This is a genomic window from Streptomyces sp. A0958 (assembly GCF_004795035.1).
Lineage (GTDB): Bacteria > Actinomycetota > Actinomycetes > Streptomycetales > Streptomycetaceae > Streptomyces.
Genome location: NZ_SSBK01000023.1, coordinates 88,119 through 112,156, shown reverse-complemented (window position 1 = coordinate 112,156; position 24,038 = coordinate 88,119). Strand labels below are relative to the sequence as shown.

17 protein-coding genes are annotated in these 24,038 nt (G+C 69.2%); 10 read left to right on the top strand and 7 right to left on the bottom strand.

Features of this window, described 5'->3' with window-relative positions; genetic code table 11:
• Positions 1 to 136 precede the first annotated feature (136 nt).
• On the bottom strand, positions 137 to 781 hold the full coding sequence (locus tag E6P78_RS22185) for a histidine phosphatase family protein (protein WP_136205387.1): 645 nt from the start codon (positions 779 to 781) through the stop codon (positions 137 to 139).
• A 314-nt stretch (positions 782 to 1,095) separates the two neighbouring features.
• Complete coding sequence (yicI, locus tag E6P78_RS22180; RefSeq protein ID WP_136205386.1) at positions 1,096 to 3,351, bottom strand: alpha-xylosidase; 2,256 nt, start codon at positions 3,349 to 3,351, stop codon at positions 1,096 to 1,098.
• 268 nt (positions 3,352 to 3,619) lie between these two features.
• Between yicI and E6P78_RS22175 the strand changes: the two genes are divergently transcribed.
• Genes E6P78_RS22175 through E6P78_RS22160 form a run of 4 tightly spaced genes read left to right on the top strand, consistent with a single transcriptional unit; the run spans position 3,620 to position 8,069 of the window.
• Complete coding sequence (locus E6P78_RS22175; protein ID WP_136205385.1) at positions 3,620 to 4,849, top strand: sugar ABC transporter substrate-binding protein; 1,230 nt, start codon at positions 3,620 to 3,622, stop codon at positions 4,847 to 4,849.
• Positions 4,850 to 4,861: 12 nt separating this feature from the next.
• Positions 4,862 to 5,821, top strand: coding sequence for a sugar ABC transporter permease (locus E6P78_RS22170; RefSeq protein ID WP_136205384.1), 960 nt, complete (start codon positions 4,862 to 4,864; stop codon positions 5,819 to 5,821).
• A gap of 5 nt (positions 5,822 to 5,826) precedes the next feature.
• The gene (locus tag E6P78_RS22165) at positions 5,827 to 6,681 is read left to right on the top strand and encodes a carbohydrate ABC transporter permease (RefSeq protein WP_136205383.1); all 855 of its coding nucleotides are present in this window, start codon (positions 5,827 to 5,829) and stop codon (positions 6,679 to 6,681) included.
• 8 nt (positions 6,682 to 6,689) lie between these two features.
• Positions 6,690 to 8,069, top strand: coding sequence for a GH1 family beta-glucosidase (locus E6P78_RS22160; RefSeq protein WP_136205382.1), 1,380 nt, complete (start codon positions 6,690 to 6,692; stop codon positions 8,067 to 8,069).
• A gap of 72 nt (positions 8,070 to 8,141) precedes the next feature.
• Here the strand turns inward: E6P78_RS22160 and E6P78_RS22155 are convergent, their stop codons facing one another.
• Positions 8,142 to 8,402: a GlsB/YeaQ/YmgE family stress response membrane protein gene (locus tag E6P78_RS22155; RefSeq protein ID WP_136205381.1), complete on the bottom strand. Its 261-nt coding sequence runs from the start codon at positions 8,400 to 8,402 to the stop codon at positions 8,142 to 8,144.
• A gap of 269 nt (positions 8,403 to 8,671) precedes the next feature.
• On the opposite strand from E6P78_RS22155, the gene E6P78_RS22150 reads away from it, so the two are divergent.
• The 3 genes from E6P78_RS22150 (at position 8,672) to E6P78_RS22140 (ending at position 11,669) form a co-directional block, all read left to right on the top strand.
• Positions 8,672 to 9,523 (top strand): VCBS repeat-containing protein, encoded by an 852-nt coding sequence (locus tag E6P78_RS22150; RefSeq protein WP_136205380.1) that lies wholly within the window; start codon positions 8,672 to 8,674, stop codon positions 9,521 to 9,523.
• Positions 9,524 to 9,660: 137 nt separating this feature from the next.
• Positions 9,661 to 10,563 (top strand): VCBS repeat-containing protein, encoded by a 903-nt coding sequence (locus E6P78_RS22145; RefSeq protein WP_136205379.1) that lies wholly within the window; start codon positions 9,661 to 9,663, stop codon positions 10,561 to 10,563.
• 206 nt (positions 10,564 to 10,769) lie between these two features.
• Positions 10,770 to 11,669, top strand: a complete 900-nt coding sequence (locus tag E6P78_RS22140; protein ID WP_136205378.1) for a VCBS repeat-containing protein — start codon at positions 10,770 to 10,772, stop codon at positions 11,667 to 11,669.
• A gap of 84 nt (positions 11,670 to 11,753) precedes the next feature.
• Here the strand turns inward: E6P78_RS22140 and acnA are convergent, their stop codons facing one another.
• Together acnA and E6P78_RS32890 are read right to left on the bottom strand one after the other, a co-directional pair.
• Positions 11,754 to 14,468 carry an aconitate hydratase AcnA gene (acnA, locus tag E6P78_RS22135; RefSeq protein WP_136205377.1) on the bottom strand — a complete coding sequence of 905 codons (2,715 nt, stop codon included), beginning with the start codon at positions 14,466 to 14,468 and terminating at the stop codon, positions 11,754 to 11,756.
• Between the two features lie 289 nt (positions 14,469 to 14,757).
• The gene (locus E6P78_RS32890) at positions 14,758 to 14,976 is read right to left on the bottom strand and encodes a hypothetical protein (RefSeq protein WP_168712678.1); all 219 of its coding nucleotides are present in this window, start codon (positions 14,974 to 14,976) and stop codon (positions 14,758 to 14,760) included.
• A 95-nt stretch (positions 14,977 to 15,071) separates the two neighbouring features.
• Here E6P78_RS32890 and E6P78_RS22125 point away from each other — a divergent pair, with 95 nt between their 5' ends.
• Positions 15,072 to 16,601: a UDP-N-acetylglucosamine 1-carboxyvinyltransferase gene (locus E6P78_RS22125; protein WP_136205376.1), complete on the top strand. Its 1,530-nt coding sequence runs from the start codon at positions 15,072 to 15,074 to the stop codon at positions 16,599 to 16,601.
• A gap of 197 nt (positions 16,602 to 16,798) precedes the next feature.
• Here E6P78_RS22125 and E6P78_RS33080 read toward each other — a convergent pair whose 3' ends face one another.
• Together E6P78_RS33080 and E6P78_RS33075 are read right to left on the bottom strand one after the other, a co-directional pair.
• Positions 16,799 to 18,055, bottom strand: a complete 1,257-nt coding sequence (locus E6P78_RS33080; RefSeq protein WP_206307876.1) for an RNA-binding domain-containing protein — start codon at positions 18,053 to 18,055, stop codon at positions 16,799 to 16,801.
• Between the two features lie 108 nt (positions 18,056 to 18,163).
• Entirely contained in the window at positions 18,164 to 18,865 is a 702-nt protein-coding gene (locus E6P78_RS33075; protein ID WP_206307875.1) for a DUF262 domain-containing protein, read from the bottom strand.
• A 563-nt stretch (positions 18,866 to 19,428) separates the two neighbouring features.
• On the opposite strand from E6P78_RS33075, the gene E6P78_RS22115 reads away from it, so the two are divergent.
• Together E6P78_RS22115 and E6P78_RS33895 are read left to right on the top strand one after the other, a co-directional pair.
• Positions 19,429 to 20,772, top strand: coding sequence for a serine/threonine-protein kinase (locus E6P78_RS22115; protein ID WP_136205375.1), 1,344 nt, complete (start codon positions 19,429 to 19,431; stop codon positions 20,770 to 20,772).
• Between the two features lie 162 nt (positions 20,773 to 20,934).
• A complete protein-coding gene (locus E6P78_RS33895) occupies positions 20,935 to 24,027 on the top strand; it encodes a DEAD/DEAH box helicase (RefSeq protein ID WP_136205374.1) in 3,093 nt (1,030 codons plus the stop codon).
• The last annotated feature ends 11 nt before the right edge of the window (positions 24,028 to 24,038 follow it).

The window sequence follows — 24,038 nt, the reverse complement described above, 5'->3', positions numbered from 1 at the left end:
CCTGTTCCAACAGCGGAGCTCCTGTGGTGAGGATGTCTTGGAGTGACATTCCTCTTCTACAGCAGCTCCGCTGCCTCGTTCACCAGCCTTGACGAACGACCTCCACGCCTAACTGAACGGCGTTGCTTCTAGGCCCTCAGGCGCGTTCGGGGGGCTCCGGGACCGCTGCCGGGAACAGGCTCTCGGGCAGCGTGAGGTTCCATGCGGTGATCACCGGATGGCCGTGCTCCGTGCCGAGGCGGGACACGGCACCCGTCGCGAGCTGGAAGAGCGTGCCCTCGGCCGGGGTCAGGCCGAGGTAGCGGGCCGTCAGGACGCGCAGGAAGTGGGAGTGGGCGACGAGCGCGATGTCCTCGTCACCGGCCCACCCGGCGGCCTCCGCGACCTCGGCCAGCACCCGGTCGGCCCGGTCGCCGACCTCCGCCGGGGTTTCGCCGGGGTGGGCCGCGGGGCCGGCGGCGACCCCGTCCGTCCAGAGGTTCCAGCCGGGGCGGCCGCGGTGGATCTCCTCCGTGGTGATGCCCTCGTAGCCGCCGTAGTCCCACTCGCGCAGCTCGGGGGTGACGCGGGGCGCGGTGAGCCCGGCGAGTTCGGCGGTGCGCCGGGCCCGGACCAAGGGGCTGACCAGGGTGAGCGCGATGGCGCGGTCCGCGAGCAGCGGCGCGAGGGCCCGGGCCTGCCGTTCACCGAGGAGGGTCAGGGGCAGGTCGGTGTGGCTCGTGTGCCGTCCGTTGCGGGACCACTCGGTCTCACCGTGCCGGATCAGGATCAGCTCGCCCATGTGAAGGCCATCCGCTCTCAGTGCTGTTACCGCTCACGTGCTGTCGACGGTACGAACCCGCCGCTCCACGATCGCATTCCGGCCCCGGACCGGAAGGGCGGGCGCGCCCGGGAGTGCCCTGATACGGCTAGGGACTGTCCGGCGGCAGCCACGGGCGACCACCGACCGCCGACACGGCAGCCACCGGTGCTCCGCTGCCGGGGGGCGGTGGCTGCCGAGGGCCGGTGGCCGGTGGCTGCGGTGGCCGGCGGCCGCCCGTGGCCGCCCGTGGCCGCCCCGTGGCTGCCGCCGGGCCAATCCCGTTTCGCCTCCGCTCAGCCCCTGACCACGTCCACCTCCGTGTCGCCGACGACCACGACCTCGTACGGCCGGTCCGTGTCGGCGGTGACGCGGAGGATGCCGCCCTCGCGGACCACCTCGTACGTGGCTGCGGGGGCGCCCGTGAGGTCGGGGACGGTCACCGTGCGGGTGAAGTCGCCGGCGCCCTCGGGGGCGTACACGCGCAGCTCCAGGTTCTCGGTCCAGTCGCCGTCCGGGCGGGAGGTGTCCGCGCCGAGCGGCAGGACGGCGCCGGGGCGGACCAGCAGCGGGAGGCTGTCGAAGCCGTAGGTGCCGCGGTGCCAGGCGGGGCCCGTGACGGTCTCGCCGGTCAGCAGGTGGGTCCAGGTGCCCTCGGGGACGTAGTACTCGGTGTGGCCGTCCTCGCTGAAGACCGGGGCGACCAGGACGTCCGGGCCCAGGAGGTACTGGCGGTCCACCGTGCGGGCGGCCGGGTCGTCGGGGAACTCCAGGAGCATCGGGCGCATGGTGGGGACGCCGGTGCGGTGGGCCTCGACGGCCGCCCCGTACAGGTAGGGCATCAGGCGGTGCTTGAGCTCGGTGAACCGCCGGGCGACCGCGACCGCCTCGTCACCGAACTCCCACGGCACGCGGTAGGAGGAGGAGCCGTGCAGCCGGCTGTGCGAGGAGAGCAGGCCGAAGGCGAGCCAGCGCTTGAAGACCGCCGGGTCGGGCGTGCCCTCGAAGCCGCCGATGTCGTGGCTCCAGAAGCCGAACCCGGACAGCGAGAGGGAGAGGCCGCCGCGCAGGGACTCGGCCATCGCGCCGAAGGAGGACCAGCAGTCGCCGCCCCAGTGCACGGGGAACTGCTGGCCGCCGGCGGTGGCGGAGCGGGCGAAGAGGACGGCCTCGCCCTGGCCGCGCTCCCGCTCCAGGAGTTCGAAGACGGCCTTGTTGTACAGGTGCGTGTAGTAGTTGTGCATGCGCTCGGGGTCGGAGCCGTCGTGCCAGACGACGTCGGTGGGGATGCGCTCCCCGAAGTCGGTCTTGAAGCCGTCCACGCCCTGGTCGAGGAGCGTCTTCAGCTTGCCCTGGAACCAGGCGGTGGCCTCCGGGTTGCTGAAGTCCACCAGGGCCATGCCGGCCTGCCACATGTCCCACTGCCATACGTCGCCGTCGGGGGTGCGGACGAAGTAGCCGTTCGCCGCGCCTTCCGCGTACAGGGGGCTCTTCTGCGCGATGTACGGGTTGATCCAGACGCAGATCCTCAGGCCCTTGTCCTTGAGGCGGGCGAGCATGCCGGCCGGGTCGGGGAAGGTCTGCGGGTCCCACTCGAAGTCGCACCACTGGTACTCGCGCATCCAGAAGCAGTCGAAGTGGAAGACGGAGAGCGGGATGCCGCGCTCGGCCATGCCGTCCACGAACGAGGTGACGGTCGCCTCGTCGTAGGAGGTGGTGAACGAGGTGGTCAGCCACAGGCCGAAGGACCAGGCCGGGGGCAGGGCGGGACGGCCGGTGAGCGCGGTGTAGCGGGCCAGCACATCCTTCGGGGTCGGCCCGGCGACGACGAAGTACTCCAGCGTCTGGTCCTCGACGCTGAACTGCACCTGCCCGACCGCTTCGGAGCCGACCTCGAAGGAGACCTTCCCGGGGTGGTTGACGAAGACGCCGTAGCCGCGCGAGGAGAGGTAGAAGGGGACGTTCTTGTACGCCTGCTCGCTGCTGGTGCCGCCGTCCGCCTGCCACATGTCGACGACCTGGCCGTTCTTGACGTACGGGGTGAACCGTTCGCCGAGCCCGTGGATCGTCTCGCCGACGCCCAGCGCGAGCTGGGCGAACATGTGGTGGCCGCCGTCGCCGGTCGTGGCGAAGGCGGTCCCCTTGCGTCCGGCGGCGGTCAGGAGCCGGCCGTCCGCGTCGAGGAACTCCAGGCCGAAGCCGCCGGCGGTGGGGAGCCTGAGGGTGAGCGGGCCGCTGGTCAGCTCGGCGGCGCCGCCGTGGTCCCGGGCGGTGGCCGGGGCGTCGCCGGTGGCGCCGGGCAGGGCGAAGTCGGGGCCCGGGTGACGCTTGCCCGCCAGGTGGGTGACCCGGACACCGATGACGCCTTCGGCGGGGGCGTACGCCTCCACGGTGATCAGGGGGGCGTTCAGCGTGTCCCCGCGCCGTGTCACGTGCTGGACCGCGGCGTAGGCGGTGAGCCGGTCGGCGTCGAGGCGGAGGTCGCGGAGTTCGGTGGCGTACGAGGCGTGGACACCGTCTCGCATCTGCCAGAAGCCGTCGGTGAACTTCATGGGGGGTCCGTTCCTGTGGGTCCTGATTTTGATCGTACACAAAACAAATATTTTTCGAAGCGCTTCGATTCACCCGGCGAAGGCTGTGAATCCGCCCGAGTCAGGCCCTCGACACCCCTCGCGAGCGGGCATGTTGCCCCTATGTGACGCGCGTGTCACCAGGACGGTCTAGAAACGAGCGCCCGCATGCCGTATTAGTACTGGCAGCAAACAAATCGGTCGGACGGCAGCGCAGCCGCCCGGGCCCTTGCCGACAAGAGGCAGCAGAATGTCGAACCGCTTCACCCCCGGGGTCGCCGTCCCGCTCACCGTCGTCTCCGCGCTGATCGGCGGTGTGGTCCTGTCCGGCTGCGGCCAGCAGCGGGACCCGGACGTGTACACGGTCCTGAACTCCTCGACCGACGAGTCCTACCACCGCTGGGACGCCCAGACGCTGGCCCGGTGCAGCAAGCAGCTCGGGGTGACCATCGAGCAGCAGAGCGTCCCGGCCTCGCAGGTGATGACCAAGGCGCTGCGGATGGCGTCGTCCAAGTCGCTGCCCGACGTGCTCCAGCTGGACGCCTCCGAGATGCCGACGTTCGCCGAGGCGGGCGGGCTGATCCCGCTGAAGGACCTCGGCCTGACGACGCGGGACATCCCCGAGGGGATCGTGAACTTCGGCTCGTACGAGGGGACGTACTACGGGGCCGCGCGCACCGTGAACACGCTGGCGCTGTTCTACAACAAGGACACGCTCGACAAGGCCGGCCTGAAGGTCCCCACCACCTGGGCCGAGATGCGGGAGACGGCGAAGAAGCTGACCCAGGGCAAGCGGTACGGTCTGGCGCTCAGTGCGGGCGGCGCCGAGGACGGCGTCTTCCAGTTCACCCCCTTCATGTGGTCCAACGGCGGCGACGAGACGAAGCTCGACAGCCCCCAGGTGGCCGGGGCGCTGGACTACTGGAAGAGCCTGCTGAAGGACGGCTCACTGTCCAAGTCGACGGTCAACTGGACCCAGGCCGATGTGAACGACCAGTTCATGGCGGGCAACGCGGCGATGATGATCAACGGCCCATGGCAGGTCGAGACCCTGAACTCCAAGAAGGGGCTGAACTGGGGCATCGCCCAGATCCCGGTCCCGAAGGCGGGCGACGACTCGGTGGGGCCGCTGGGCGGCGGCGTGCTGACCGTGCCCAACACCGGGGACAGGGAGCGGGAGGAGACGTCCGCGAAGATCATCGGCTGCATGTCGGGCGAGCAGGAGCAGATCACCTACGCCATCAACAGCTGGATGGTCCCGGCCAACCAGAAGGCCGCCGCCGTGTGGCGTACGAAGGCGCCGGAGCTGGCGGCCCTCGCCGACCAGGTCGCCACGGCCCGTTCGCGTACCGCCAAGCTCGGCGCGCGGTGGTCGTCCGTCTCCCTCGCGCTGCAGAGCGCGTTCCAGTCCGCCCTGACCGGTGAGCCGAGCGAGGCCGCCCTGGCGCGTGCGCAGAAGCGCGCGACGAGCGGGAACTGAGGTATCTGAACCATGTCGACCACCACCGCTTCCGCAGCCGCAGTCCCGGCGCCCGCCTCGAAGAAGGCCGCGAAGCCGCCGAACCCGGCCCGCATCCGGCGCCGCAGGCGGCTCGCCCAGTGGGGCTTCATCGCCCCCGCCGTCGTTTTCATGGCGCTCTTCTTCGGCTACCCGCTCGTCCGCAACATCGTGATGAGCTTCCAGGACTACTCGCCGTCCACGTTCTTCACGGGCAAGTCCCCGTTCAACGGGACGGACAACTGGAGCAACGTCTTCAACGACGAGCTCTTCGGCAAGGCCCTGTGGCACACCGTCCTGTTCACGATCGGCTCCCTGATCGGGCAGTTCTGCATCGGTCTGGGCCTCGCCGTCTTCTTCAGCCGCCGCTTCCCGCTCAACGGCATCCTGCGGTCGTTGATCCTGCTGCCGTGGCTGGTGCCGATGGTCGTCTCGGGTGTCGTCTGGCGGCGCATCCTCGACCAGGACACCGGCGTCCTCAACTCGTTCCTCGGAACGATCGGCGTCGGCGGCGACACCCCGTGGCTGACCAGCACCAGCATGGCGCTGATCTCGGTGATCCTGGTGAACATCTGGATCGGCATCCCGTTCAACATGGTGATCCTCTACGGCGGCCTCCAGGAGGTCCCCAAGGAGCTGTACGAGGCCGCCTCGCTGGACGGCGCCTCCGCCTGGCGGACGTTCCGCTCCATCACCCTGCCGATGCTCCGGCCGGTGATCACCGTGGTGCTGGTGCTCGGCTTCATGTCGACGGTGAAGATCCTCGACCTGATCCTCGCGCTCACCGACGGCGGCCCCGCGGACTCCACACAGACCCTCGGCACCCTCACGTACCAGAACTCCTTCGTCCAGCTGGACTTCGGAGCCGGTGCCGTGGTCGGCAACATCCTGATCCTGATCTCCGCCGTCTTCGCGGTGTTCTACCTGCGGGCCAACCGCAACGAGGGGAAGTGACCGGCATGGCGAGCACTGTGCGTACCCCCGCCGCCCCCACCCGTCTCACCGGCCGGCCGAAGCGGCGCTGGGGCGCCATGGTCTTCGGCATCCTGGTGCTGTGCGTGATGCTGTTCCCGCTGTACTGGATGGTGAACACCGCGCTCCAGCCCGAGTCCGGGCTGCTGGAGGTCAACCCCTTCCCGCACAGCCTGGACCTGTCGGGCTTCCGCTCGGCCCTCACCGACCAGGGCGGCAACCTGCTGACCTCGCTGGCCGTCGCGCTCGGCGCGGTGGCCATCTGCCTGGCGATCTCGGCGCCCGCCGCCTACGGGCTCGCGCAGTTCAAGCTGCGCGGCACCAAGACCATCGTCTTCGGCACGCTGATCACCCAGATGGTGCCCGGCATCGTCATCGCCAACGCCCTGTACAGCGCGTACGTGGACCTCGGCCTGGTCAACTCCTACGCCGGTCTGATGCTGGCCGACGCCTCGCTCGGCATCCCGTTCGCGATCGTGCTGATGCGGTCCTTCATGGTCGCCATCCCGCGCGAGGTCATCGAGGCCGCCGAGGTCGACGGCGCCGGCCGCTTCCGTACGTTCGTGCGGGTGGTGCTCCCGATGAGCCGCAACTCACTGATCACGGCGGGACTGTTCTCGTTCCTGTACGCGTGGAGCGACTTCATGTTCGCGCTGACGCTGAACACCACGGACGACGTCAAGCCGATCACACTGGGCATCTACCAGTACATCGGCGCCCATGTCGGCGACTGGGGTTCGGTGATGGCCGCCTCCGTGCTGTCCGCGATCCCCGCCGCGGTCCTGCTCGTCCTCTCCCAGAAGTACATCGCCGCCGGAATCACCGGCGGCTCGGTCAAGTGAGGGTTTCCATGACTGACTTCCCCGTGTTTCCGCCCGGCTTCGTCTTCGGCGCGGCCACGGCCTCCTACCAGATCGAGGGTGCCGCCCAGGAGGACGGCCGCGGCCCGTCGATCTGGGACACCTACAGCCACACGCCCGGGAAGACGGACGGCGGTGACACGGGTGACGTCGCCTGCGACCACTACCACCGCTACCGGGAGGACGTGGCGCTGCTGCGCGAGCTGGGTGTCGGCTCGTACCGCTTCTCGATCGCCTGGTCCCGCATCCAGCCGGACGGCTCGGGACCGGTGAACCCCAAGGGCCTGGACTTCTACTCACGGCTCGTCGACGAACTCCTCGAAGCGGGCATCGAGCCGGCCGCCACGCTCTACCACTGGGACCTGCCGCAGGCCCTGGAGGACCGCGGCGGCTGGCGGGTACGCGAGACGGCCGAGCGGTTCGGCGAGTACACGGCGATCATGGCGGAGCACCTGGGCGACCGGGTGCCGCGCTGGATCACGCTGAACGAGCCGTGGTGCAGCGCGTTCCTCGGCTACTCGGTGGGCCGGCACGCGCCGGGCGCGAAGGAGGGGCGCGGCGCCCTGGCCGCCGCCCACCACCTGCTCGTCGGCCACGGCCTGGCGATGAAGGCGCTGCGGGCGGCGGGGGTCCGGGAGGCGGGCATCACGCTCAACCTGGACCGCAACGTCCCGGCCACCGGGTCGGACGCCGACCTGGCCGCGGTCGTCCGCGCGGACACCCAGCACAACCTGGTGTGGACCGAGCCGATCCTGGCCGGCCGCTACCCCGCCACCGAGGAGGAGACCTGGGGCGAGCTGATCACCGGGCAGGACTTCCGGCGTGAGGGCGACCTGGAGCTGATCTCCCAGCCCCTGGACTTCCTGGGCATCAACTACTACCGCCCGATCGTGGTCGCCGACGCCCCGCACCGCGAGCCGGACCCGGCGCTGCGGGTCGCCACCGACAACCGGTACCGCGAGACCGAGTACCCGGGTGTGCGCAGGACCGCGATGGGCTGGCCGGTCGTCCCGGAGTCCTTCACCGACCTGCTGACCGCGCTGAAGGAGACCTACGGGGACGCGCTGCCGCCGGTGCACATCACGGAGAACGGCTCGGCTGAGTACGACACCGTGGAGCCGGACGGGTCGGTGCGCGACGCGGACCGCGTCACGTACCTGCGTACGCATCTGGCGGCGCTGCGGGCGGCGATGGACGCCGGCGTCGACGTGCGGGGCTACTACGTGTGGTCGCTGCTGGACAACTTCGAGTGGGCGCTCGGGTACGCGAAGCGGTTCGGCATCATCCGGGTCGACTACGACACCCAGGAGCGCACGCCGAAGGACAGCTACCGCTGGTATCACGGGCTGATCGCGGCGCACCGGGCCTGATCCGCGGACACGGACACGACTTCGCCCTGCCGGCCGCGATGCGCGGCGGGCAGGGCGTTGTCATGCGGTCGCTCAGGTGCGCCGTCGGGCCCACGCGGGGCTGACGAAGGCGATGAGGACGGCGGCGACGCCGATCTGGAAGACGTGCCTGATCCAGTCGATGCCCCCGGTATCGCGTACGCCGAAGGCACTGGCGAGGGCGTTGCCGACGAGGGCTCCGACGATGCCGAGGAGAACCGTCAGCCAGAGGGGGATGGGCTGGCGGCCGGGAATGACGAGCTTGGCCAGCAGGCCGATGATGAGTCCCGCGATGATGGCCCACAGAAATGACACGACAACTCCTCTTCTTCCGCTGTCCTGAGAGTTTCGGGAAGCTAACGTCCGCTTGCCCGGCCCGCGCCGGTGTACGCATCCCGCTGTCAATGACTGGCCGCCGGTCCCCCGCAACGTCCGCATACCGGGGCGAAGACGCAGCGTTGGCCTCATTTCGCCAAACCCTTGGAGACGTGAGGGAGTCGTGAAAGGATCACCCTCAATTCCGTGGCGTGTCCCCGTATCCCGCGGCGCGTCACGCCTCGTCCCACCACCCATGGAGAACACACGTGGCCAAGATCTCTGGCCGTCGGACCGGACGGGCCGCCACCCGTCTCGCCGCCGCCGCGATAACCGCGGCCCTGGTCGGCACCGGCGCATCCGCCTTCGCCGCCGAGCCGGGCGACGCTCCCCTGTTCGGTCTCGCCGGTCTCGACAGCTCCGGCGCCTCGTACTACTACACGCCGAGCGGTGACGGCAGCCTCGAAAAGCGCGTCCCGCTCGACACCGGCTGGAAGGACGTCAAGTTCGTCGGCCGGGTGGACAACAACGCGGACAACATCGCGGACGGCCGCTGGCAGGTCGACACCAAGGGCGACATCTACTACTACGCCAACGACAACTCCGCGGCGAAGAAGGTCGGTTACGGCTGGGACATCTACAACACCCTGGTCTCCGTCGGTCAGTTCGGTGGCGCCGAGGGCGGTGACCTGCTCGGCCGCGACGCCAAGGGCGACCTCTACCTCTACCTGGGCTACGGCGACGGCACGGTCACCAAGCGCATGAAGGTCGGCTACGGCTGGGACATCTACACCGACATCGCCGGCAACGGCGACCTGAACGGCGACGGCAAGAACGACCTCGTCGCCCGCGACAAGTCCGGTGTCCTGTGGCTCTACAAGGGCACCGGCAACCAGAAGGACCCGTACGCCAAGCGCACCGAGATCGGCAGCGGCTGGAACGCGTACAACACCATCTTCGCCGCCGGTGACCTCAACATGGACGGCATCACGGACCTCGTCGCGCGCAACGCCAAGGGCGAGTTGTACCTGTACCGGGGCACGGGCAACGCCGCGGCGCCGTACAAGCCGAAGGCCATCATCGGCACCTCGGGCTGGAACACGTACCGCCTCTTCTTCTGATCCCGGCCACACGGTTACAGAGTCATGACGAAACGTGAAGGTTTCGCGTCCGAAATCGTGACACGATTCGGCTGAATCGGTGGCCCGCCGCCTCCGTGCGGCGGGCCACGTCCCACTTCACGATCCATGGAGTACTTGTGGCCAAAACCACTGGCCGGCACTACACACGCACAGCCGCTCGCGCGGCAGCCGCGGCGCTCACCGCCGCCCTCGTCGCCACCGGCACCTCCGCCGTGGCCGCCGACGCCCCGCAGCCGTCGCTCGGCGCGGCGGCGGACCAGCCGGCAGCGGCCTCCTCGGCCGCCACCGCCACCCCCTCGTTCGCGCTGTACGGCGTGAACTCCGCGGGTACCGCCTACTCGTACAATCCGAACGGCAAGGGCGGCCTCACCGCCCGCGAGGTCTCGGGTTCGGGCTGGCTCGGCGTCAGCGCGATGATGCAGGTCGACAACCAGGTCGACGGAGAGAGCGACGGCCTCTGGTTCCGTGAGACCAACGGGGACATGGGCTACCTGAAGTTCGACGCGTCTTCGGTCAAGATCGGCTACGGCTGGAACATCTACAACAAGCTCGTCTCCCCCGGTCAGATCGGCGGAGCCGCGGCGGGTGACATCCTGGCCGTCGACACCAAGGGCGACCTCTACGTCTACCTCGGGTACGGCGACGGCACGGTCACCAAGCGCATCAAGGCCGGCTACGGCTGGGACATCTACAGCGAGATCGCCGGCAACGGCGACCTGGACGGCGACGGCAAGAACGACGTCGTCGCGCGCGACAAGTCCGGCGTCCTGTGGCTCTACAAGGGCACCGGCAACCAGAACGCGCCGTTCGCCAAGCGCACCAAGATCGGCAGCGGCTGGAACACGTACGACCGTCTGATCTCCACGGGCGACGTCGACCTGGACGGGCGTACCGACCTCATCGCCCGCAAGGGCGGCGAGCTCTACCTGTACAAGGGCACCGGCAACGCCGCCGCCCCGTACAAGCCCAAGGCGAAGATCGGCACGAGCGGCTGGGACGGCTACAAGTTCCTCTTCTGAGCCGTCCGGTAGTTCCCTTCCGGAACATGAGAGAGGGCCGCACCCCCGTCGCCGGGGGTGCGGCCCTCTCGTCGTGCCACGAGCACGTTCCGTTCCGATCGGAAGTAAGGCTTTCGTGCCCATGGCCGTGACACGATGTGGTCGAATCTGTGTTCCACTCCCAACCGGGGGCGGACGCACGGTTCCTGACGACCCATGGAGTCTTCGTGGCCAAGACCACTGGCCGGCACCACACACGCACAGCCGCTCGCGCGGCGGCCGCGGCGCTCACCGCCGCCCTCGTCGCCACCGGCACCTCCGCCGTGGCGGCCGACGCCCCGCAGCCGTCCCTGCGCGCGCGGGCGGACCAGCCCGCGGCAGCGGCGGCAGCAGCCACTCCGCGTTTCAATCTGTGCGGCATCGACAGCAATCTGTTCCGCGTGTGCTTCGAGTCGACGCGCGAGGGCGGTTTCGTCCCCGACAACAGCGAAGAACGTGGCTGGAGCGGCATCCGTGCCGTGGTCAAGGTCGACCACACGGGGGACGGCCGGCCCGACGGGATCTACACCTTCGGAAATTCCGGCAGCGTCAACTACCGCCCACCCAGCGAGCTCTGGGGCGACGACGTCGGCTACGGCTGGGACATCTACAACATGACGTTCTCCCCCGGCAACATCGGCGGGGACGTGCCCAGCGACATCCTCGCCCGCGACTCGAAGGGCGACCTCTACCTCTACCTGGGGTACGAGAGCGGCAAGCTGGCCAAGCGCACGAAGGTGGGCTACGGCTGGGACATCTACACCGCTTTCGCCGGCAACGGCGACCTGGACGGTGACGGCAAGAACGACTTCGTCGCCCGCGACAAGTCCGGCGTCCTGTGGCTCTACAAGGGCACCGGCGACGCGGACGCCCCGTACGCCAAGCGCACCAAGATCGGCAGCGGCTGGAACACGTACGACTGGCTCATCTCCACCGGTGACGTCAACCGGGACGGCCGTTCCGACCTCCTCGCCCGCGACAAGTCGGGGGTGCTGTGGCGGTACGAGGGCACCGGCGACGCCGCCGCCCCGTACAAGCCCAAGGCGAAGATCAGTGGCGGCTGGAACATCTATTCCTTCCTCTACTGAGCGACCCGTCGGCTCCGGAACATGAGAGAGGGCCGCACCCCCGTCGCCGGGGGCGCGGCCCTCTCGCCGTACTGCCGCTGATCCCTACTTGCGGATCAGGCTGCGGAGCACGTACTGCAGGATGCCGCCGTTACGGTAGTAGTCCGCCTCACCGGGGGTGTCGATGCGGACGACGCCGTCGAACTCCACGCCGGTGTCGGTGGTGACCTTCACCGTGCGGGGGGTCGTGCCGTCGTTCAGCTCGGTCACGCCGGAGATGGAGAAGGTCTCCTCACCGGTGAGGCCGAGGGTCTCGGCGGTCTGGCCCTCCGGGAACTGGAGCGGCAGGACGCCCATGCCGATGAGGTTCGAGCGGTGGATGCGCTCGTAGGACTCGGCGATGACGGCCTTGACGCCGAGGAGCGCGGTGCCCTTGGCCGCCCAGTCGCGGGACGAGCCGGAGCCGTACTCCTTGCCGGCCAGGATGACCAGCGGGGTGCCGGCGGCCTGGTAGTTCTGCGAGGCGTCGTAGATGAACGACACCGGAGCGCCGTCCTGGGTGAAGTCGCGGGTGTAACCGCCCTCGGTGCCCGTCGCGATCTGGTTGCGCAGGCGGATGTTGGCGAACGTGCCGCGGATCATGACCTCGTGGTTACCGCGGCGCGAGCCGTAGGAGTTGAAGTCGCGGCGCTCGATGCCGTGCTCCGTGAGGTACTTGCCGGCCGGGGTGTCGGCCTTGATCGCACCGGCCGGGGAGATGTGGTCGGTGGTGACCGAGTCGCCCAGCTTGGCCAGGACCCGGGCGCCGGTGATGTCCTCGACCGGCGAGGTCTCCATGGTCATGCCCTCGAAGTACGGGGGCTTGCGCACGTAGGTGGACTCGGAGTCCCACTCGAAGGTGTCGCCGGTCGGGATCGACAGCGCCTGCCACTGGGCGTCGCCCGCGAAGACGTCCTGGTAGGACTTGTTGAACATGTCCTCGCCGATGGCGTTCGCCACGACGTCGTTGACCTCGGCCTCGGACGGCCAGATGTCCGCGAGGTGGACCGGCTTGCCGTCCTGGTCGACGCCGAGGGCGTCCTTGGTGATGTCGACCTTCATCGAACCGGCGATGGCGTACGCGACGACCAGCGGCGGGGACGCCAGGTAGTTCATCTTGACGTCCGGGTTGATCCGGCCCTCGAAGTTGCGGTTGCCGGAGAGCACCGAGGTCACCGCGAGGTCGTGCTCGTTGACCGCCTTGGAGACCTCCTCCGGCAGCGGGCCGGAGTTGCCGATGCAGGTGGTGCAGCCGTAGCCGACGAGGTTGAAGCCGACCTTGTCGAGGTACGGGGTCAGGCCCGCCTTGTCGAAGTAGTCGGTGACGACCTTCGAACCCGGGGCGAGGGTGGTCTTGACCCACGGCTTGCGGGTCAGGCCCTTCTCGACCGCCTTCTTCGCCACGAGCGCCGCGGCGACCATGACGTACGGGTTCGAGGTGTTGGTGCACGAGGTGATCGCGGCGACGGTGACGGCGCCGTGGTCCAGCTCGTACGTGGTGCCGTCGGGGGCGGTGACGGGGACCGGGTTCGTCGGGCCCGCGGCGCCGATGGCCGGGGAGTCGGAGGCCGGGAAGGACTCCTTGCCCGCCTCGTCCACGCAGTCCACGTAGTTGCGGACGTCCTGGGCGAACTGCGCCTTGGCGTTGGCGAGGACGATGCGGTCCTGCGGACGCTTCGGGCCGGCGATGGAGGGGACGACCGTGGAGAGGTCCAGCTCCAGCTTCTCGGAGAAGTCGGGCTCGGCGGACGGGTCCAGCCAGAGGCCCTGCTCCTTGGCGTACGCCTCGACCAGCGCGACCTGCTGCTCGTCACGGCCGGTCAGGCGCAGGTACTTCAGCGTCTCGTCGTCGATCGGGAAGATCGCGGCGGTGGAGCCGAACTCCGGCGACATGTTGCCGATGGTGGCGCGGTTGGCGAGCGAGGTGGCGGCGACGCCCTCGCCGTAGAACTCGACGAACTTGCCGACGACGCCGTGCTTGCGGAGCATCTCGGTGATGGTCAGCACGAGGTCGGTGGCGGTGGTGCCGGCCGGGAGCTCGCCGGTCAGCTTGAAGCCGACGACGCGCGGGATGAGCATGGAGACCGGCTGACCGAGCATCGCGGCCTCGGCCTCGATGCCGCCGACGCCCCAGCCCAGCACGCCGAGGCCGTTGACCATGGTGGTGTGCGAGTCGGTGCCGACGAGGGTGTCGGGGTACGCCTGGCCACCCCGGACCATGACCGTACGGGCCAGGTGCTCGATGTTGACCTGGTGGACGATGCCGGTGCCCGGGGGGACGACCTTGAACTCGTCGAAGGCGGTCTGGCCCCAGCGCAGGAACTGGTAGCGCTCCTTGTTGCGGCCGTACTCCAGCTCGACGTTCTGCGCGAACGCCTCGTTGGTGCCGAACTTGTCGGCGATGACGGAGTGGTCGATGACCAGCTCGGCCGGGGCCAGCGGGTTGATCTTCGCCGGGTCACCGCCGAGCTCCTTGACGGCCTCACGCATGGTGGCGAGGTCCACGACACACGGCACACCGGTGAAGTCCTGCATGATCACACGGGCCGGCGTGAACTGGATCTCCTGGCTGGGCTGAGCCTGGGAGTCCCAGCCGCCGAGCGCCCGGATGTGGTCGGCCGTGATGTTCGCGCCGTCCTCCGTGCGGAGCAGGTTCTCCAGCAGCACCTTCAGGCTGTAAGGGAGGCGCGCGGAGCCCTCGACCTTGTCCAGCTTGAAGATCTCGTACGACTCGTCGCCCACGCGCAGCGTGCTGCGGGCGTCGAAGCTGTTCGCCGACACGACAGTCTCCTTCATCAATGTGCGCGTAACTCCGCGCCGCGCCTCGCCACGGCGGACGCGGCGTGGTGCCGCCTCGGACCACCGGGCCATCCGCTAAGGTAAGGCTTAGTTAGGTAACCCTTACCGTGCGGCGGCCCGCTGTGCGCCTTCGGCATATATCTCGATGTCGAGATAACTCTAGTACATGACCGCTGACGGGTCATGTCCGGGCGCCCTGGTACGCCGCGCATCCGAGCGTGACACCAGAGCTACCTGCGTTTTTGCCCGCGACACGGATACCCGAACAGCCTCAGGGGGAGGTACGGCGACGGATCAGCCCCTTGCCGGCCGGGCCGCCGACGCCGGTGCCGCGCCCGCCCTTGGGGCCGGGGCCCTTGGGGCCGGGGACCTTGGGGCCGGGGACCTTGGGGCCGGGGGCCGCCACCGCGACGGGCCCGCCACCGCGACCGGCCCGCCACCGCGACCGGCCCGTCGAGGGCCGCTTGTCGCTGCCGTGCCGGTACACCACCTCCTCGCCCCCCTCACCACATCCGGCACACGCCTCTCACCCGAACGGCACACCCCCACACGGGCGCCATCTCATATCTGAGATAGCCTGCCGACATGTCAGATGACTACCTCGTACGTATCGGCAAGCTCATCCGTGACGCCCGTCAGCACCGGGGCTGGACACAGAGCCAGCTCGCCGAGGCGCTCGGAACCAGCCAGAGCGCCGTGAACCGCATCGAGCGCGGCAATCAAAACATCAGCCTTGAGATGATCGCCCGCATCGGTGAAGCACTCGACAGCGAAATCGTGTCGCTCGGCTACGCCGGCCCCATGCATCTGCGCGTGGTCGGCGGGCGCCGGCTCTCCGGCGCCATCGACGTCAAGACCAGCAAGAACGCCTGCGTGGCGCTGCTCTGCGCCTCACTGCTCAACAAGGGCCGTACGGTGCTGCGCCGGGTGGCCCGCATCGAGGAGGTCTACCGCCTCCTCGAAGTCCTGAACTCCATCGGCGTGCGCGCCCGCTGGATCAACGACGGCACCGACCTGGAGATCGTCCCGCCGGCCCAGCTCGACATGGACGCCATCGACGCGGACGCCGCCCGCCGCACGCGCTCCATCATCATGTTCCTCGGCCCGCTGCTGCACCGCATGGACGCGTTCAAGCTGCCGTACGCGGGCGGCTGCGACCTCGGTACGCGCACGATCGAACCGCACATGATCGCGCTGCGCCGCTTCGGCCTGGAGATCGCCGCGACCGAGGGCATCTACCACGCCCGGGTCGACCACTCCGTCACGCCCGGCCGCCCGATCGTGCTGACCGAGCGCGGCGACACCGTGACCGAGAACGCCCTGCTGGCCGCCGCCCGCCACGACGGCACCACGGTCATCCGCAACGCCTCCTCCAACTACATGGTCCAGGACCTCTGCTTCTTCCTGGAGGCGCTGGGCGTACGGGTGGAGGGCGTCGGCACGACGACGCTCACCGTCCACGGCCTGCCCTCCATCGACGTGGACGTCGACTACTCCCCCTCCGAGGACCCGGTCGAGGCGATGAGCCTGCTCGCCGCCGCCGTCGTCACGGAGTCCGAGCTGACGATCCGCCGGGTGCCGATCGAGTTCCTGGAGATCGAGCTGGCGGTCCTGGAGGAGATGGGCGTCGACTGCGACCGCACCGCAGAGTACGCGGCGGACAACGGCCGCACCCGGCTGGTCGACCTGACGGTCCGCCCCTCCAAACTGGAGGCGCCGATCGACAAGATCCACCCGATGCCGTTCCCGGGCCTCAACATCGACAACGTCCCGTTCTTCGCGGCCATCGCCGCCTCGGCCCACGGTCAGACCCTGATCCACGACTGGGTCTACGACAACCGCGCCATCTACCTCACCGACCTCAACCGCCTCGGCGGCCGCCTCCAACTCCTGGACCCGCACCGCGTCCTGGTCGAGGGCCCGACGAGGTGGCGCGCGGCCGAAATGATGTGCCCGCCCGCCCTGCGCCCGGCGGTGGTGGTCCTGCTCGCGATGATGGCGGCGGAGGGCACGTCGGTGCTGCGCAACGTGTACGTGATCAACCGCGGGTACGAGGAGCTGGCGGAGCGGCTGAACTCGGTGGGGGCGCAGATCGAGATCTTCCGGGACATCTGAGGCACCTCCGGAAAAGTTCCACCGCACCCCTCTTGACCTGCATAATGCAAGGCCAGAGAGGCTGCGGTGGCACCTCTGGGACTTTTCTGGGACTTTGGCCGGGGCTCGACGCGATCAGCCTCCCGCACTCGCGCCACGACGTCGGCCGGCATCTCGGTGTCGAACGACAGGTCCGTCCACGGCAAACTCTTTCCCTGTCATTCGATCGAGTAGAGGTCAGAACGCTGTGGCCGAGCGCTGTTGTCACGATCGGCTTGATCCACCTCCAGAGTGGTGAGGTCGTTCTCGATGCCGAGGACGGTCCCGTCGTCAGCGACGCCGACATACAGGTTTCCGCCCTCGCCGTTCAGGAAGCCGCAGACGGCCTTGACGATGTTATGCCGTAGCGACTTGTCGGCCTCTCGGGTATGGACGTTCCAGCGGGCGCTAGCCTTGAACTCGGTGCCCTGGGACTCGCCGGCGGCGATCATGTCGGCCGGGGTGGTTGGAACATACACAGGGCGTTCCCCTGTGAGGGTTTCGAACGCTTCCCGCACGACTTTGGCGATTAGCCGGCGCCGCCGTTCCAGGAAGGTGAAATAGTCAAGCTGTTCCCAGCCGACCGGGAGCGCGTGCCACCGTACCTGCCGCTCGAGCACCTTCGGGTCCATCGCATACGTGATCCTCGGCCAGTAGTCGCGTGGTGCGTCGGTGTTGGGCAGCTCGTCCGCCGGCCACGTCACGTAGGCCATGTTGGCGATGGCATTGACTTGGCGCCGGTCCGTGATACCCATTCCGGCGAGCGCCTTGCGGTGGAACAGGTTATCCCGGCCGACAGCCTTGGCGGGCTGGACTGAAGGGTCCAGCAGATCACGGATTCGTTGGTCGCCGAAGAGCATTTCGGCGTCGAGGATATTGAGCGCCGCCTGGTAGGCGAACAGCACTGGTGAACGCGATGAGGATGTGTCCAGCCGGTTCGGGAGGGAGATGTCCCAGTAGTCGCCGGTGAAGTTCGCAGTGATGATCCGGTCGAGTTCCGCGGTGAAGGCTCGGCCGTCACCTGGCAGCAGACTGCCGATCCGTCCCAGGTCAAACTCCATCTGTGACTCCGGCGAGTTGGAGTATCGGCCGGTGGTGTGCGCCATGAAGAACCACCGTGCGATCACGGGACGGAGTTCATCGACCGGCAGTCCGAAGTCGTGGCGCCCGATCAGCCAGATCGTGTAGCTGTACAGCAGGGCATTGTCGGAGGTGATCATCTTGCGACTGCGGAAGCCGGCTGCCGTGACGCACTGGAAGAACTCGTGCCAGCTGGTCAGGTCCAGGACCTTCGTGTGTGCTTGGGCGAGGCGGTTGAACTGCTCCTGCCGTCGAGTGGCGGTGACCTTGCCGGTTTCAAGATCCTTGCCTCGTAGGACGCTGTAGACGTGCTGCAGCCGGGCGCGCCTGAAGGCGACAGCGACAGCTACGCGCAACAGTTGGTCTGGGCTAGGGTCCAGAAAGGCGTTTCGAGGGCTCGGACCGGGGAGTCCTGCTACCACCGCGCCGCGACTGAAGCCTTCGAGCTGGCGGCGGCCCTTCTCTCAATGCACTGACATCAGGGTGAGAATGAAGTCGGACTGGTTGAGCTTCACGCCTTCGGAGTTGATGCGCACAAAGATGTCGGCGACCTGCTCCTCGTTGGCCGAAGCACCCAACTCCACAACCTGGAAGCGGAACTCGTGCAGGTCCCGGACCCTATCTACGCGTTCTTCGAGCTCATCCTTGGCAGCGTCCGACAAGGGCTGGCCGATGGCCTGTTCGAGCCGCTGGAAAAACTGCCGGACGGTGGGTTTGTAACCGCCCTGGGCCCATAGCGCGGTGATGTCCGGAATGAAGTGCGCGTCGCGCTCGATCGCCGCGTCCGTGACCTCGAACGTCTGGTCCTCTGGACGGAACGCGATGCGAACGTTGATCTCGTCGAAAGACTTAGTGACGATCTTGCGCCCAGTGAGGACAGCGAACAGGGCGGTGAGCCGCTGCTGCCCGTCAACAACCAACAGCTGAGGCGCCCGATCACCGGCTTCCGTTCCGATCTGTCGCGTCCCCACCTCAGCGCCGGTCTCCCAGAACATCAGGGTGCCGATCGGGTAGCCCCGATACATCGAGTCGAAGAGATCGCGGGTCTTCGCCGCGGACCAGACGAACGGGCGTTGGATGTCGGGGAGTCCGATACGGCCGCCTTCGATGTTCTCGATCAGATGCCGGAGCGTGTAACCGGTGTCGCGATACAAAGTGGGTGGCACAGCCGAGGGCTCCTAACGCCCGAAGGCAACTGGCCGGCGGAACGACCAGAGCGTGGGAACAGCATCAGACTTCTACCACGCGGGTACACCACAGCGCAGGGCCAACGGCGCTCCCCCCAAGGACGAATTCACGGCAGCGGGACCCAACCAGGCCAATCTTGAGGGGGCACAGGGATAAGCCTCGTCGTGCGTCACGCGATCTCGTCGAGAGGACATCGCACGAACGTTTCGCGGACCGCGGTACCGAATCGACGGACGCGGCAACGAGTAACCCTCACGTCGACATCCCTGCGGGGTGTCCGGGGCTGCCTGCCCCGATCGCAGCGGGGCGTCCCATGCGCAGGGCTCGCACGTCGGTTCTCAGCCAGCGTACAGTCCGATCCAGCCGCTCACCTCCCTGACCTGCTTCAGCCCCAGCAGAGGACGCGGCCGCCCGTCCTAGACTGTCCGCATCCGCGTACGCCGTCGGCCGGACGCGGCCTCCCCGTGCGTCCGGCTCCTCCGGGACCGCCCGCACCGCCGACAACAGCACGATCAGGTTCGACAGGGGTGGGGGCACGGCCGTGTACGAGCTGAACGAGGAGACGGACCCGGCGCTACTCGGCCCGTTCGAACTGCTCGCCGTACTCGGCCAGGGCGGAATGGGCCGCACCTACCTCGGGCGCAGGCTCCCGCTGGAGCATCTGGGTCCCGAGCTGGAGGCCGGGTATCACCTGACGGAGCTGGACGAGTCGGCGCAGCCGGTGCTGGCGGCGGTGAAGGTCATCAAGCCGTCGAAGCTGCGGGACAGTTCCGAGCACTCCGAGGAGGAGACCAGGGCTCGGTTCGCGCAGGAGATCGAGACGATGCGTACGGTCGCCAGCGCCCGGGTCCCGGCGTTGCTCGGCGCCGATGCCGAGGCCGAACAGCCCTGGCTGGCCATGGACTACGTCCCCGGCCCGACCCTCCACAAGCTCGTCCACGCCTGCGGCCCGCTGGCCGTGGGACCGTACGGGGCGCTCGGACTCGCCCTGGTCGACGCGCTGCGCGCGATCCACGGCGCCAAGCTGCTGCACCGCGACCTCAAGCCGGGCAACATCGCCGTCGGCCCGGACGGTCCCGTCGTGCTCGACTTCGGTCTCGCCGTGCTCACGGAGCGGGACAGCGACGCGGCTCTCACGAAGACGGGTACCGGCTTCGGCACCCCGTCCTACATGTCTCTGGAGCAGGCGAGGGACGCCAAGCACGTCACGGAGCCGGCGGACATCTACTCGCTGGGGGCCGTGCTCTTCTTCGCTGCCACGAAGCGGCCGCCGTACCCGTACGGTCCCATGCCCACCGCCCCGAAGTGGGACGGTGTGTACGGGCCGTGCCTGCCGCTGCTGGGCCGGATTCTCGTACAGACGGCGGAGCAGCGGCCGTCCCTGGACGAGATCGCGAGCGACCTCCGCCAGCTGCTCATCGATCACGGGCTGACGGAAGAGGCCGCCGCGGACCAGCTGCGGAGCCTGGTGGCGGAGTCCGGGCTGACTCCCGAGCTCCCGGCGCGGGCGCTGTCCGATCTGCCGGACCCCGGGGTCCGGCAGGCGGCCCAGCAGGCCGTGGACGACGGGGGCGCTCCGGACAGCCCATGGGCACCCGACCTGTTCGACGAGTTCCTGGAGGCCGAGGCGCAGGTCCCGGCGCCCCTCGCCCCGGCTGCCGAGCCCGCGCCCGGTCCCGCCGGATACGTGCCGACCGTGGTGGACCCCGCGGCGCAGCCGCCTCCGGAAGCCGTCGCGCCGGTGCCGGCGCAGCCCGGGGTGACCAGCTACGACCTGGCACCCCCGCAACCGCACGCGGTGCCCGAGTCCGAGGTGGTGCCGCGCCTCGCCCGGGACGCCGCCGAGCGGCTCCGCAGGGCGTACGCGCACAGTGGACACCTCTGACCGGCCGCACGGGCGCCTCCCGGGCCTGGCGCAAGCAGCGTTCCCAGGCCGTCTAGGCTTCAAAAGGGCCCCGTAGCCCCCTCCTCACCGGTAGGAACAGAACCTCGTACGTGCCCGGGTCCGGCGCGCGTCCCGCCGGCCCGTCGAAAGGAACCACCCGCCATGCCCGACGCAGCGTCCGAACTCTCCTCGGGCCCACCCCCCGCGGGCACGGTGATCGAGGTACGGGACGAGGAGTGGCTGGTCCGCAGCAGCGGCCGGACCCCCTCCGGCGAGATCGTGATCGAGGCCACCGGCGCCTCCGAGCTGGTGCGCGGGCACCGGGCGCGCTTCCTGACCTCGCTCGACGGCATGCCGCGCGTCCTGCGCCCCGAGAACACCAGGCTCGTCCACGACGGGTCAGAGAGCTTCCGCCTCAGCCGGCTTTTCCTTGAGGCCGTGCTGCGCAAGACCCCGCTCCCCCAGATCGAACGCCGCCTCGCGCTCACCGAGGGCTTCCTGCTCGATCGCATGGACTATCAGCTGCGCCCGGCCGAGAAGGCTCTCGCGAACCCGCTGCGGCCACGCCTGCTGATCGGTGACGTGGTCGGCCTGGGCAAGACCCTGGAGATCGGCATCCTGCTGGGCGAGCTGATCCGCCGGGGACGCGGGGAGCGCATTCTCGTGGTCACTCCGGCGCCGGTGCTGGAGCAGTTCCAGCACGAGATGTGGACCCGTTTCTCGCTGCCCCTCGTCCGCCTGGACAGTGTCGGCATCTCCCGGATCGAGCGGAAGATCCCCGTCGGCCGGAACCCGTTCACGTACTACAAGCGCGTCATCATCTCGATGGACACCCTGAAGAACGCCAAGCGTTACGGGGCCTGGCTCCAGGGCATCGAGTGGGACGCCGTCGTGATCGACGAATCCCACAACCTGATCAACCGGAGCAGCGACCGCCGCGTGCTGGCCGAGCTGCTCGCGAAGCAGACGGACGCGCTGGTCCTCGCGAGCGCCACCCCGCACAACGGTGTGATGCGGGACTTCACCGGTCTGGTCCGTCTGCTGGACCCGATGGCGGTCACGGACGAGCAGCACCCGAAGGCGTCGGAGCTGCACCACCTCATGCTGCGCCGTACGAAGGTGAGCACGGAGGTGGCCAAGGCGTTGCACGACTCCTGGGCGCCTCGCGGCGCGTCGGAGCCGATCCCGTGCGCGGCGGGCGAGCTGGAGGAGCGCGTCTTCGCCGAGCTGACCGGGAGCTGGCTCGGGAGCCCGGACCCGCACGGGGCCGATCATCTCTTCCCGTACGTGCTGCTGAAGTCCTTCCTGTCCTCGCACCGGGCGCTGTTCGCGACGGCCCGCAAGAAGCTGTCCGGTCTGGGGTACGCCCTGCCCGAGGGCCACAAGCACGTCACCGATCCGCCGCTGACCGGCGCCGAGGCGCACTCGCCGGTGCCGGAGGTCGCCTCGCTGGTACGGCTGACGGAGCTCGCCCGCGAGATCGAGCGGGCGTCGACGGCCGGACCCGGTCCCACAGCCACGGCCAAGCTCGCCGCCCTCGTCTCCTACCTCCGGAAGATCGGGGTCGGTCCGGGCGGCCGGACCCGCGCGGTCGTGTTCTCCGAGCGCCGCGAGACCCTCAACTGGCTCGGGACGGTGCTGCCCGCGCTGCTGGGCTGGCGAAAGCGTGAGGACGGCGAGGCAGCCGTCAAGGTGATGCACAGCGAGGTCTCGGACACGGTCCAGATGGATTACGTGGACGAGTTCGCGCGGGCCGGCAGCGACGTACGGCTGCTGCTGACCGGCGACGGCGCCTCCGAGGGTGTCAACCTGCACCGTCAGTGCCACCACCTCGTCCACTGGGACCTTCCCTGGAGCCTGATCCGTGTCGAGCAGCGCAACGGCCGCATCGACCGTTACGGGCAGACGGAGAACCCTGAGTTCCGGGCGCTGATCCTGCGGAGCGAGGTCGGGGGCGCCCTGGACGACCGTACCGTCGCGGAGAAGGTCCTCGCCCGCGAGGCCCGGGTCCACGAGGTGCTCGGTGCGGTGGAGGCCGCCACGCGGGAGGACGACTGGGACAAGGAGGAGCGCCGCGTGATGGAGGCGCTGCTCCGCGAGGCCCCTCCGGAGGAGGCGGTCGCAGACCTGGAGGCCGTCGATGTGGAGGCCCTTGCCCAGGGCGGGGGTCTCGGCGAGGAGTTCCCCGTCGCCCGGCGGACGATGAGCGAGTTCGGCACCGGCCCCGCACCGGCGGACGAAGACGGCGCGGGCCCGGGCACGGGCTTCGACGCCGAATTCGACTTCGATCTGGACATGGACCTGGACGACTACGGGTCCGACGCGCAGGACGAGCCCGTCCCGGCGCAGGACGGCCGGGGCCCGGCTCCGGAGGAGCCGGGCGTGCCGACCGTGGACGAACTGCGCCTCTTCGACACCGCACCGGAGCGCAACCGCCTCCTGTACGTACGCACCGGGCTGGAGGAGCTCGCCCGGCTGGAGTCCCTCCGTCTCGACGCCACCTTCCACGGCACCGACCTGAGCTTCGACACCCCCGAGGACCTGGCCGACCGGCTCGACGTCCTGCCGTCCGGCTATCTGCGTGACCAGAACATCGCCCGCCGGATGAAACTGACCTTCAGCCGTGAGGACGCGGCCGACTCCCTCAAGAGAGCACGGGAGGACTCGAACTCGACCTCCCTGTGGCCGGACGCCCACTACGTCGGCGAGCTCCACCCCGTCGTCGAGTGGATCACCGACAAGGTGCTCGTCCAGCTCGGCCGTCAGCAGGCCCAGGTCCTCCAGGTCGACCCCGCCCGCGCCTCCTCGCCGGTGGTCCTCACCCAGGGCGTGTGGTCCAACGCCGAGGGCCGCCCGACCCTGGTCGCCTGGCGCGCGATCGACCGGCTCGACGGGCCGGAGCCGCGCGTCCGGGAACTCACGCCGCAGTTGCTCGCCGACCTGGGCATCGGGCCGGACATGCCCGACCACTACACCCCGGGCCCCCTGGAGAACCTTCAGCGGCTGGTCCCGGAGGCGGTGGCCGTGACCCGCCGCGAACTCGACGGTCTGCGCGAGATCGCCGACCGGGAGGTCGACGCCCCGCTGCACGCGTACGAGAAGCAGGTCAACGACTGGCGGCAGGAGCTGCTTCCGGGCTTCACCCGCTCCACCCGCGACGAGGCGGCGGACCGCCTGGCCGGGGCGGCCGCCCGGCTGCGGACCTCGGGCGAGCCGATGATCCGGGTCCTGGCCGTGCTGGAGCCCGGCGCATGAGCCCTCGTCCC